This window comes from Novosphingobium guangzhouense (assembly GCF_002896965.1).
Taxonomy (GTDB): Bacteria; Pseudomonadota; Alphaproteobacteria; order Sphingomonadales; family Sphingomonadaceae; genus Novosphingobium; species Novosphingobium guangzhouense.
Genome location: NZ_LYMM01000048.1, coordinates 1 through 11,047, shown reverse-complemented (window position 1 = coordinate 11,047; position 11,047 = coordinate 1). Strand labels below are relative to the sequence as shown.

At 62.9% G+C, this 11,047-nt stretch carries 13 protein-coding genes and 1 pseudogene; 2 read left to right on the top strand and 12 right to left on the bottom strand.

Annotated features, from left to right (window positions below; genetic code table 11):
* From A8V01_RS17530 to A8V01_RS17505, 6 genes and pseudogenes are all read right to left on the bottom strand, one after another.
* Complete coding sequence (locus A8V01_RS17530; protein ID WP_146037303.1) at nt 1–1,296, bottom strand: tyrosine-type recombinase/integrase; 1,296 nt, start codon at nt 1,294–1,296, stop codon at nt 1–3.
* A 203-nt stretch (nt 1,297–1,499) separates the two neighbouring features.
* A pseudogene (locus A8V01_RS17525) lies at nt 1,500–1,772 on the bottom strand (dCTP deaminase/dUTPase family protein); the annotation flags it as partial.
* Nucleotides 1,756–3,126: a bifunctional phosphopantothenoylcysteine decarboxylase/phosphopantothenate synthase gene (locus A8V01_RS17520; protein WP_103097414.1), complete on the bottom strand. Its 1,371-nt coding sequence runs from the start codon at nt 3,124–3,126 to the stop codon at nt 1,756–1,758. The pseudogene A8V01_RS17525 and the gene A8V01_RS17520, both read right to left, overlap by 17 nt.
* Nucleotides 3,127–3,163: 37 nt before the next feature.
* Nucleotides 3,164–4,330, bottom strand: coding sequence for a hypothetical protein (locus A8V01_RS17515; protein WP_211295055.1), 1,167 nt, complete (start codon nt 4,328–4,330; stop codon nt 3,164–3,166).
* Entirely contained in the window at nt 4,297–5,886 is a 1,590-nt protein-coding gene (gene ubiB / locus A8V01_RS17510; protein ID WP_103097412.1) for a 2-polyprenylphenol 6-hydroxylase, read from the bottom strand. The genes A8V01_RS17515 and ubiB overlap by 34 nt, the downstream gene beginning before the upstream one ends.
* 7 nt (nt 5,887–5,893) lie before the next feature.
* The gene (locus A8V01_RS17505) at nt 5,894–6,640 is read right to left on the bottom strand and encodes a class I SAM-dependent methyltransferase (RefSeq protein WP_103097409.1); all 747 of its coding nucleotides are present in this window, start codon (nt 6,638–6,640) and stop codon (nt 5,894–5,896) included.
* A gap of 133 nt (nt 6,641–6,773) precedes the next feature.
* Here A8V01_RS17505 and A8V01_RS17500 point away from each other — a divergent pair, with 133 nt between their 5' ends.
* Nucleotides 6,774–7,112: an HAD family hydrolase gene (locus tag A8V01_RS17500; RefSeq protein ID WP_103097406.1), complete on the top strand. Its 339-nt coding sequence runs from the start codon at nt 6,774–6,776 to the stop codon at nt 7,110–7,112.
* Between the two features lie 61 nt (nt 7,113–7,173).
* The gene (locus A8V01_RS17495) at nt 7,174–7,548 is read left to right on the top strand and encodes a DUF4870 family protein (RefSeq protein ID WP_103097404.1); all 375 of its coding nucleotides are present in this window, start codon (nt 7,174–7,176) and stop codon (nt 7,546–7,548) included.
* Here the strand turns inward: A8V01_RS17495 and A8V01_RS17490 are convergent.
* The 6 genes from A8V01_RS17490 to A8V01_RS17465 form a co-directional block, all read right to left on the bottom strand.
* Nucleotides 7,545–7,790, bottom strand: a complete 246-nt coding sequence (locus A8V01_RS17490; protein ID WP_103097401.1) for a DUF1294 domain-containing protein — start codon at nt 7,788–7,790, stop codon at nt 7,545–7,547. The genes A8V01_RS17495 and A8V01_RS17490 overlap by 4 nt on opposite strands.
* Before the next feature lie 38 nt (nt 7,791–7,828).
* Nucleotides 7,829–8,254 carry an MAPEG family protein gene (locus A8V01_RS17485; RefSeq protein WP_103097399.1) on the bottom strand — a complete coding sequence of 142 codons (426 nt, stop codon included), beginning with the start codon at nt 8,252–8,254 and terminating at the stop codon, nt 7,829–7,831.
* A 73-nt stretch (nt 8,255–8,327) separates the two neighbouring features.
* Nucleotides 8,328–8,690 (bottom strand): hypothetical protein, encoded by a 363-nt coding sequence (locus tag A8V01_RS17480; RefSeq protein ID WP_146037302.1) that lies wholly within the window; start codon nt 8,688–8,690, stop codon nt 8,328–8,330.
* Between the two features lie 143 nt (nt 8,691–8,833).
* On the bottom strand, nt 8,834–9,883 hold the full coding sequence (locus A8V01_RS17475) for a ribonucleotide-diphosphate reductase subunit beta (RefSeq protein WP_103097395.1): 1,050 nt from the start codon (nt 9,881–9,883) through the stop codon (nt 8,834–8,836).
* Between the two features lie 218 nt (nt 9,884–10,101).
* The gene (locus tag A8V01_RS17470) at nt 10,102–10,851 is read right to left on the bottom strand and encodes a sigma-70 family RNA polymerase sigma factor (RefSeq protein ID WP_103097392.1); all 750 of its coding nucleotides are present in this window, start codon (nt 10,849–10,851) and stop codon (nt 10,102–10,104) included.
* The coding region (locus tag A8V01_RS17465) for a hypothetical protein (protein WP_146037301.1) at nt 10,848–11,047 on the bottom strand (200 nt) is incomplete at its 5' end. The genes A8V01_RS17470 and A8V01_RS17465, both read right to left, overlap by 4 nt.

Sequence of the window (11,047 nt, the reverse complement as noted above, 5' to 3'; positions counted from 1 at the left end):
TCAAAGCCTGTCTTCGAACAGCTTGCTGAGGGAAACAGGAAAGAGGCGTTGGCTGAGTGTGACCAAGTACATTTCGGTGGTCGCAAGATGGTTATGTCCAAGATTCTGCTGGAGGCGGATCAATTCAGTTTGCAGTTCAACATTGAGATCAGGTGGTAATTCACCAGATGCATTCCGCCGGCATTCTGCAGCTTGCAGCAGAAAATTCACGGCATACCAATGCCGCCCCATGTGAGGGGAGATCGATCCAGATTTCCTGAATGCGCGATAGAAGGCCTTCGGAGGAAATGGTGAGCCATCTTCACGCAGCAGTAGAATATGACCGAAGGTCGATTTCTGCTGCAGTCGCAGGCTCCGTGTAAAATCCTGATAAGCAATGATCTGCTTGATGAGAAAAGGTTCAATTTCGACGAGGCGGGTCTTGTTGCCCTTTCCGGTAACCCTAAGGTATTTCTGGTTCCCAGAGCCCTGCTGCACCAGCGCGTCATTGCGAAGATTGATTACCTCGCTCAGCCTCAAGCCGCAGCCGTAGATAAGCAAGGCCCCGACTTGGGCCGCAGGGTCCAAGATAGCCGCAATGTGCCCACGGAGTTCATCCCCATCAGGAAGTCGTACTCGTCTGGGGTCTGGGCGACGTACTACAGCGAACTGCGGGCGTGAGATTGTCAGCGGCGCGCCCGAGAAGGAGGCCACGCGAACCTTCCGCTCCGTAGCGGAGACGATGAACTCTGGTGCCAATCCCTCGAACTTTGTCCAAAGGAGAAAATTCAGCGCATTGATTTGGCGATGATTGATTGTCGTGTTGGAGACAGGGATCCCGCTATTCGACCATTCCCCGGTGCCCATGTCATCACCATACGCCTCGAGAAGATCCTCTTGCGCTCTGAGCAGCCGCTCGTGAACATCTTCATCGGTGTCGTCGAGACTCAGCGATGCCTCCCACCATTCAACAAAATCATCGACGTGGCGCGCTATGACATTAATGCTCTGAGGGAGCGCTCGGCGCCCTTTCTGCTTCAACGCAGCGGCTTGGAAGTTGTCCAATTGTGTTGGTCGGGTGCTCCCAACCTCAGCAAGTTGGGCCCGCCCGATCGATGGCGTCCACGCTTTTGCCCAACGGGCTTGAATGTAGGCGTTGACGAGGCGGCCCGCTTCACCTCCACGGGTAACGTAGGGGCAGCCAACGAATTTACGTGGGATGCCCAAATTCAGCGCGGTCGGCTGGAAATGGAATATCCGCTTTGTCAGGGCTTGTGGTTTTAGAAGGTCCCCCGCTCTGATCTCTGCAACTGGCAAACAACTGTTCCCGAACTGTTCCCTCGTCAGCTAGGAATCAGTCCGGTCGGTGTCAACATAAGTAAAAATAGCGATGGGCAAGTGATCTGTCTCTGTCGCGCCTCAAACAGCCCATTCGAAACATTCCCGGAATTCAACTGTCTCGACCGCAACGCTCAGCCAGCGTTCGCCGTGTTCACCCATGAGAGAGGGGTGTCATGAATATCGGAATCGACCGTGCCGGGCGCATTGGGCACCGAAATGCCGTGCTTGAGCGCAAGGCCCGAACGCGGCCGCACTTGGATTTCAAAGCCCACGGGGATCGCTACCGACAAGCCCGTCGCCACCGCATGACGCCCGCCGGACGGGATTGTCACATCTTCGGCCGAGACCACGTCCATGCCTGCTGCGCCTTCGGTGGCGTAGACCGGCAGGTCCAGCCCCTGCCCGTGCGGCAGAACCTTGACCATGACGGGGACTTCATTCGGCGAGTGCATCGGCAATCCTTTCGACGAGGACGCGCGCGACGTCCCCCTTGGGCATTTCGGGAAGAGAAATCACATCGTCGGCAGTGACGATGTGGACGGTATTGGCATCGCCGCCCATGACATCGCCCGAAACGTCGTTGGCAACGATCCAGTCGGCGCCCTTGCGGATGCGCTTGGCCTGGGCATAGCGGATCACGTCCTGCGTTTCCGCAGCGAAGCCCACCACCAGCGGCGGGCGTCGCAGGCCATGGGCAAGACCGGCGAGAATGTCGGGGTTTTCCGTAAGTTCAAGCGGGGGCACGGTGTCGTCACCCTGCTTCTTGAGCTTCTGGTCGGCCGAACGCGCCACGCGCCAGTCGGCAACGGCGGCAACCATCACCGCCACATCGGCCGGAAGCGCGCCATCGACGGCAGCGGCCATTTCCAGCGCGCTTTCCACGTCGATCCGCTCGACGCCGGGCGGGGTAGGCAGGTGCACCGGCCCGGCGATCAGCGTCACCCGCGCACCGGCCTGCGCGGCGGCGGCGGCAATGGCAAAGCCCTGCTTTCCGGAAGAGCGGTTGGCGATGTAACGCACCGGGTCGATCGGCTCATGCGTCGGCCCTGCGGTGATCAGCACATGCTTGCCGAAAAGCGGCAGCGGATCGTCGCCCAGCGGCACCAGTTCCAGCGCGTTCGGGTCTGTGGAGGGAGCGCCGCGAGCCTCGCCCTTGGTCACCAGCGGCGATGCAGGATCGGCGGCTGCGGGCACCGCGCGAAGACCGCGCGGGATCATCGCGGCGGACAGGCCGCCAAGGTCGTCCGTGACGACACCTTCGGGGCCGTGCCCAAGGCACCGCGCGATAGCATGCCATATCTCCGAAGGATCGGGCAGGCGGCCGGGGCCGTATTCGCCGCAGGCCATCGCGCCTTCATCGGGCTCCATCACCTCGACGCCCGAATCGCGCAGGGTCTGCACGTTGCGCTGCGTCGCGGCGTGAAGCCACATCCGCACGTTCATCGCCGGGACCGCCAGCACCGGCTTGTCCGTAGCCAGTAGCAGCGTCGTAGCCAGATCGTCGGCCATGCCCGCCGCCATCTTTGCCAGAAGGTCCGCCGTCGCCGGGCAGACGACAACAAGGTCCGCCTGCCGGCTCAGCTGGATATGGCCCATCTCGGCCTCGTTCTTGAGATCCCACAGCGTCGTGTGGACGGGATTCTCGGAGAGGGCGGCCAGCGTCATGGGGGTGACGAACTTCGTGCCCCCTTCGGTAAGCACGCAAGTCACCGAGCCGCCTTCGCGGCGGATGATGCGCACGAGTTCGCAAGCCTTGTAGGCAGCGATGCCGCCGCCCACGATCAGCAGAATGCGCGGTCCGTTCATGGCTTGGGCTTCTGCATCAGCGCAGCGGCGGGCGCAATCAGTTTGGCACCGGACCTCTTGCCGCCGCGACCAGCTGCGCCAGCGCGCGCGGGGCGAAGACCAGTCCGGCGAACATGACCGGCGCGATCATGGCGCCCCAGTAGAAGTTGTCCCACCGCCCGACGATCATGAAGGCCAGCCCATACCCTGCACACAACAGGAATCCCGCCACTCCCGAGCGGCTGCGCCAGCCGAGCCAGCCGAATGTCATCAGCACCACTGCCGGACCGGCCAGGAAATGCGGAAGCCAGCGCAGGTTGCTGGACTGGACGATGTTGACCAGCCAACCAGCCATGCCGCGCATCACCAGCCAGGGCGGCCCTTGCGGATCACCGGGAAGCACGTCGCGCGCGATGAGCGAAAGGTGCAAGGCAAGCCCGGCGAAGAACAGGACGATCAGCGCGATCCACGCCGCGCTTTCCCGCAAGTTCCTGTTCCATAAAGCGAATACGGCCATCAGCAGGACATAGGGCAGCGCCAGTTCGCGAATCGCCAGCGCTAATGCAGCGGCGATGAAAGCTGCGACCCAGCGCCCGCCCTGCCCGTTCCGGCCGATCCGATGCAGCCCGAATGACAGCGCGATGAGGCCCCCGGACCACAGTTCATGCAGCGGAAAATAGTGCCGGTTAAGCTGCAGGGAGGCACCTACGAACACCAGCGCGGCACCTAGACGCTGCACGCGGCCACCATCGGTCCCCAGACGGCGCCACCACACCGCGATGATCGCCAGCATCAGCGCCATGGCCGCGGCCATCTGCCCCCGCGTACCCAGCATCGCATCGATATAGGCCAGCGTCGGCAGTCGCACCGCGATGCCGGGATTCACCGGATAGTTGCGCCCGCGCTGCTCCGCCACGATGAAGTCATAGTAGTTTTCGCCCTTCTGGATGCGCGCGATGGCGACGTCGTAAAGGGCAAGATCCTCGTCATAGGGCTTGTCCGGGGTGATCACCGCGCGCCCTTGCGCGTCTACCGGACCTTCGACCGGCCCTTGCCACGGAGAGCGGTTGCCCGGCTTATTGGTCGGCACGATCATCGCGGCGACAAGGACAAGCGCCAGCAACGCCAGCGCCAATCGGGCAAGGCCGGCAGAGAGCCGCGCGAAGCGGCCCTTGTCCACCGGATTGCCGGTCAGTTCAGAAGAGTCCAGTACGTCAGTGCCCACGCCGCCGCGCCCCCAAGGATTGCGGCTGCAGCATAGCCCCCCCAGTGGTTACTTTCGCGTTTACGACCCCCGCGACCCTTGGCCCAAAGAAGTTCCACCTCCGGCAGCGGGGCCTGTTCGGGCGCGCCGCCCTTGGGCGGGAAGCGCTCTTCTATCCGGCGCACCAGCGCGGGCAGGCGCATCAGCGTGTCGATATCCTCGCGCACGCGGTCGACGATCACCGCTTCCGGGCCAAGTTCGTCGCGGATCCAGTCTTTCACGAAGGGCGCCGCCACGTCCCACATGTTGATGTCCGGGTCGAGCGCAGTGGCCAGCCCTTCGACCATCACCATGGTTTTCTGCAGCAGCAGCAAGTGCGGCTGCACCGCCATGTCGAAATCGCGCGTGATCGCGAACAGGCCGTCGAGCATCTGTCCGACCGAAAGTTCCGACACCGGCTTGCCGCGCATCGGTTCGCCCACAGCCCGCAGCGCGGTCGCGAATTCCTCAACCGTGTGGTAGCTGGGGACGTACTGCGCTTCGAAGTGGATTTCCGCCACGCGGCGGTAATTGCCGGTGGTCAGGCCATAGAGGATTTCCGCCAGCCACAACCGCGCCTGACGGTTGATCCGGCCCATGATCCCGAAATCGATGGCAACGATCGTGGTGTGACCGCCATCGCCATTGGGATCGCCCTGCACGAACAGGTTGCCCTGGTGCATGTCGGCATGGAAGAAACCGCAGGAAATCGCCTGGGTAAGAAATGTCAGCACCAGCCTGCGCGCCAGCTTGGGCATGTCGTGCCCCGCTTCGCGCAGCGCGGCAAGGTTGCTCATCTTGATACCGTCGATCCATTCGACGGTCATCACCGAGCCGTTGGTTCGATCCCAGTCGATGTCGGGGACGCGGTAATCCTCGATCCCCTTCATCGCATCGGCAAGTTCGGACGCCGATGCCGCTTCGCGCCTGAGATCGAATTCGCGCTGGGTCCAGCGCTTGAGATTGGCGATCACCGCGCGCGGACGCAGGCGCGCCGCTTCGCTGCCCAGCGCTTCGAGGTGGGCGGCGGCCCATTCGTAAGTCTCGACATCGTGGGCGAACTGTTCGCGGATGCCGGGACGCAGCACCTTCACGGCCACCTGTCGCCCGTCCGGCGTCACCGCGCGGTGGACTTGCGCAATCGAGGCGGCACCCACGGGCGCTTCATCGATAGAGGCGAAAATCGTTTCCAGCGGACGGCCGAATGTGCCTTCGATCTGCGCGCGGATCGCCGAGAACGGAACCGGCGGCAGGCTGTCCTGCAAGGTCAGCAGGTTGTGGGCGGGGCCTTCGCCGACAAGGTCGGGCCGGGTGGCCAGCGCCTGCCCCAGCTTGATCGCGGCGGGGCCGATTTCCTGAAACGCGCCGGCATAGTCCGGCTCTGCGGGCTGGCGGGTGCCGAAACGGGCAATCCGGCACAACCGCTTGACCTGCGCGGGTGCGTTGCGATCGTTCTCTATCCCGCGCAGCGCACCATGGCGTGCAAGGACGCGGCCCCACTTGAGCAGGCGGGCAATGTGGACGGCAGTGGTGGTCACGTGCGCGTCAGACCTTCCAGCCCGAATGGATCGCGACGAGCCCGCCGAGGATGGGCTCTACCTTGGTGTGCTTGAACCCGGCCTTGCGGATAAGCCCCTCAAATTCCGGCATCGGCGGGAAGCGACGGATAGATTCGATCAGGTAGCGGTACGAATCCGCATCGCCTGCGATCATCGAGCCGATCTTGGGCACCAGCTTGTGCGAATAGGCATCGTAGACTTCCTTGAAGCCCGGCCATTCGGTGGTCGAGAATTCAAGGCAGAAGAACCGCCCGCCGAACTTGAGCACGCGATGCGCCTCGGCCAGAGCCTTGTCGATATGCGTGACGTTGCGGATGCCGAAAGCGATCGTGTAGGCATCGAAGAAACGGTCGGGGAAGCTCAGTTCCTCGGCGTTCTGGCGCGACCAGACGAGCGTGTCGATGCCGCGCTCCATCGCGCGTTCGATGCCCACGTCCAGCATGTCCTGATTGATATCGGACACGGTAACGACGGCGCCCTCGGCCTCCATGCGGAAGGCGATGTCGCCGGTGCCGCCGGCCATGTCGAGGATCTGTTCATCCCTGCGCGGGCGAACGCGGCGCACGAACTTGTCTTTCCACAGGCGATGCATGCCTGCCGACATAGCGTCGTTCATCACGTCATACTTGCGCGCCACAGAAGAAAAGACGGCGCCGACGCGCCCTTCCTTGTCCTCTGCTGCAACGTCTTCGTAGCCGAAGGAAACGGTCTCGCTGGTGCTCTCGCTGCTCATGGCGCAGTCCTCTAAACGTCCAGAGAGGCACGCGCCACCGCTTTTACCGCAAGGATGTGACGGGATTCGTCATTCACAGACCACAGAGCTTGAGGCATTCTCGCGCGCACCCCCCGGTTTTCGGAGACACGTGATGGCCGAAATGTCGTTCCAGCCCAGCTTCAGCCTTGCCCCGGAAAAGCTGTGGCAGGCGATCAACCCGTGGAACTGGACGTTCGAGGGGTCGCAGGTCGGCCTGATCAACGTCAACATCGGGGCAACGAAATACCCCGAAACCGAGCGCGCCATTCTGGACGAAGTCGGCAGTTATGGCCGCCAGCTGGGTCGGATCGGCGATGCGCTGGAAGTGCTGATAGGCCATTTCGACGCGCAGGCTCTTTCCGAGGCGGAACGCGATGCGCTGACGATACTTGAAGGCGACCTTGCCAAGATCCGCCGCATCAAGGCGCGCGAACGCAAGAAGGTGCAGTAAACTTGCCAGCGCGGGCCGATAAGGGCAGCATGGGATCAAGGGAAAACAGGAGGAAGAACCGATGACCGACTTCGACCCCAAACCCGCAAGTTCCGCGCCGACTTCAGGTTTCGACTTCAATCAGCCAACGATCATCAATCTGCTCTATCTGGCATCCTACGTTACCGGGGTTACCGGGATCGTCGGCATCGTTCTTGCCTACGTCTGGCGCGGGGACGCGAAGGCGGCATGGGAAGTGTCGCACTACGAATATGCGATCCGCACATTCTGGCTGTTCTTCCTGGGCATCGTCATCGGCACTATCCTGACCATCGTGCTGATCGGCATCCCGATCCTCATCGCTGTTTCGGTGCTGGTGATCGTTCGATGCGTGTTGAGCATCCTCAACGCGCAAAAGCAGGTGCCGATGCCCAATCCGGGCAGTTGGCTGGTCTAAGGCAGCCGATATGCAAGGTACGCCAGCCCCGCTGCCTGCAGCGCAGCAATGGCGTGAAGCTGCGTGACGAAAGGTTGCTTGCGCGTCTTGTGCCGGAACACTCTGCGTCCGGCATAGGCGCCGGGCGTCCCGCCGGCCAGCGCCAGCAGCAGCAGCCGCGCTTCCGGGATGCGCCGGTCGCCGCGCCGCGCGCGCGCCTTGTCGATGCCAAAAGCCACGAAGGCGGCAAGGTTGAGAACCATTGCCGCAGCCCACAGAAATTCAGTCACATAAAAGCCGATCAGAGGCGGGCGAAGATCGACACCGCAAGGTTGATCCACAAGGCCGCCGTGAACAGGATCCCCAGCACGAAGGCCCCGCCGCGATGCGCGGGGTTGTTGTAGGTCAGGTGGATCAGGCTCTGCACCACGCGCGCGGCCACGTAGCCCCATGCGAAGATCAGCGTCCAGCGACCCACCACCGCCACCACGAAAGCGGTCAGGCACGCGGCATAGAACAGCGTCGGCAGTTCGAACAGGTTGTCGTAATGGCGCACGGCGGTGCGGGCGCTTTCCGGCTCGGGCGTGCCGATGTGGGCGCGGTAATAGCCGGGGTCCATGGTCCGGGCGATCCCCGCGCGCGCCACCGCCATGCGCACGAAGGCAAGGAATGTCAGCGCGACGACGGCCAGCATCGGCAGGAAGATCAGGGTGGGGTTATGAGACATGACGTTTTCCTCTTCCTGCGGCGTTGTCCGGTGGGATGCCCGCAACGCGCCTGGCCCGCAAGCGCCTGGCGGCTTATTGCGCGGGTTCTGGCCGCAACTTCGCCTTGGGGATGCGACTGGCGAAACGATCCGCGCCATCCTTGCTGAAGGCGTAAAGCTGGGTGAACGGAAGCCGGTACTGCGCCGTGCCGTCCGAAACGATCACGTCGTTTCCGGCAAGGCGCTGGACGGTGCCGATCGCCATCCCGTCATCGTCGACCAGCGGAAGGCCGAAGACGACCTCCGCCCGGCTGAGATTGCGCACGGTGACGACGTCATCCGACAGCAGGGCCTTCTTGCCGGCATTGCTGTCAGCCGCGACGGGCTTTGGCGTCTGGGCAAGCGCCGGGGAGGCGGCAAGCGCCAGGGATGTCAGGAAGATGATTGCGCGATGCATGGCCATTCTCCGCAAAAACACTGTGGAGAAATGCGCATGGCGCTTCGCGGTTGCCATAGCATGAACCGCACGAAGGCAATCGACGGCGGGATATGCCCTTCCGCCGATTGCCTTTGCCTGAAACGCGGCTGCGCGCGCCGCGCTTATTCCGCTGCGACTTCGCCAAACAGGCCCGGTTCGGAACCGTCGTCCACGATGCCTTCGTCGTTCGCGCGGACCTTCTTGCGCGAATCGAAGTTGCTCCAAACGGTGTTCCAGTCACCGCGCGTGGCACCCTTCGAGTATTCCGTTGCACGGGTTTCGAAGAAGTTGGCGTGTTCCACACCGTTGAGCAGCGGCTGCAGCCAGGGCAGCGGGTGGTCTTCGATCAGGTAGATCGGCTTCATGCCCAGCTGGCCAAGGCGCCAGTCGGCGATGAAGCGGATGTACTTCTTGATGTCCTTGGGCGTCATGCCCGGCACCGGCCCCAGTTCGAACGCCAGGTCGATGAAGTTGTCCTCCAGACGGATCGTGGTCTGGCACTGATCTGCGATATCGTCCTTCACCGCCTTGGTCAGGCAGCCGCGTTCCTGCACGAAAGTGTGGAACAGCTTGATGATCCCTTCGCAGTGCAGCGATTCGTCACGGACGGACCAGCTGACGATCTGGCCCATGCCCTTCATCTTGTTGAAGCGCGGGAAGTTCATCAGCATCGCGAAGCTGGCGAAGAGCTGCACGCCTTCGGTGAAGCCGCCGAACATCGCCAGGGTGCGGGCGATATCCTCGTCGTTGTCGACACCGAACTTCTGCAGGTAGTCGTGCTTGTCCTTGAGTTCCGAGTATTCAAGGAAAGCGCCGTATTCGCTCTCGGGCATGCCGATGGTGTCAAGCAGGTGCGAATAGGCCGCGATGTGCACCGTCTCCATGTTGGAGAAGGCGGTGAGCATCATCTTGATCTCGGTCGGTTTGAAGACGCGCGCGTACTTCTCGTGGTAGCAGTCCTGCACTTCGACGTCGGCCTGCGTAAAGAAGCGGAAGATCTGCGTGAGCAGGTTGCGTTCGTGCTCCGAGATGTTCTGCACCCAGTCGCGGCAGTCTTCGCCCAGCGGCACTTCCTCGGGCAGCCAGTGGACCTGCTGCTGGATCTTCCAGTAGTCGTAAGCCCAGGGATATTCGAAGGGCTTGTAGGTCTTGCGGGCTTCGAGAAGAGACATGGACGGCTCCGGGTGCGTCAGAATGAGTGTCGCCAGCGCTTTCACGCTGTAGCGGAAATTCAGGTGCTAGTTGAAATGATGCGCGCAAATCGAGTGCGTGAATCATCTTCCCACAGGAATATGTTGGGGCAAGGAAAAAGTGCAGCCCCAAGGGGTTGTGGGTACGATTACCTTGCCGCCCCCGCGCGAATCGCGCGCGCCTGCGCCGTTCCGGCGGTTCAGAGCACTTCCGCCACGCCTTCCAGGCCGGCGCGCAGACGGTCGATCGCCTGCGCCTTCAACTGGTGCACGCGCGGGATCGACACCTGCAGCACCTCGGCGATTTCCGCCAGGTTCAGTTCCTCCACGAAGTAGAGCTGGACGATCAGCTTGAGCCGATCCGGCAGATCGGTGATCGCCGCGATCACCGCGCCGCGCATTTGCGCATCCGCCAGCATCGAGAAGCTGTCGGGCGATTGCGTTGCGAAGGTCATCGACTGGTCGGAATAGACCTCGTCGATCGAATCGAAGCGCAACGGCTGACTGGCATCGCGCAGCGCAACCAGTTCGCCCTCCCCCATGCCCATCGCCTGCGCCAGTTCGTCCGGCCGGGGATCGCGGCCAAGGCGCCCGCGCAATTGCGTCTCCTTGTCGGCCAGCATGCGCCGCCGCTCCGAAGTCCCGCGCGATCCGGGCACCGTGCGCCGGACAAGGTCCACCATGGCACCGCGCACCCGCATCTTGGCGTATGCGGCAAAGCCGTCCTCGGTCGGCAGATCGTGCTTCTGCGCGCATTCGGTCAGGGCGACGAGGCCGACCTGCACCAGATCCTCAAGCTCTATGCCGGGACGGCCGGTGCCATGAACGTGCCACGCCTGTCGCCTGACCATCGGAAGGAAGCGGCGGACACGCTCGGCCACGTCGCCGCGATAAGCCCGGTGCGCATTGTTCGCCTGAGCCGAGGAAAAGGACATCTGATCGATATTCATGCGGCCATGCTCTCTTCGTCAGGTGCGGGGAGGCCCATCGGCTCATGGGGCGGAGTGGCGGCGCCGATCACGTCGATGACTTCGATCGGTTGAGTCGCGGGAAGTTCGGAGATCGAAAGGACAAGGCACCCCGGCGCACGCAGGCGCAGCAGCGCGGCCAGCGCGCGCCGCGCGCGCGGCTGCACCACCAGCGCCA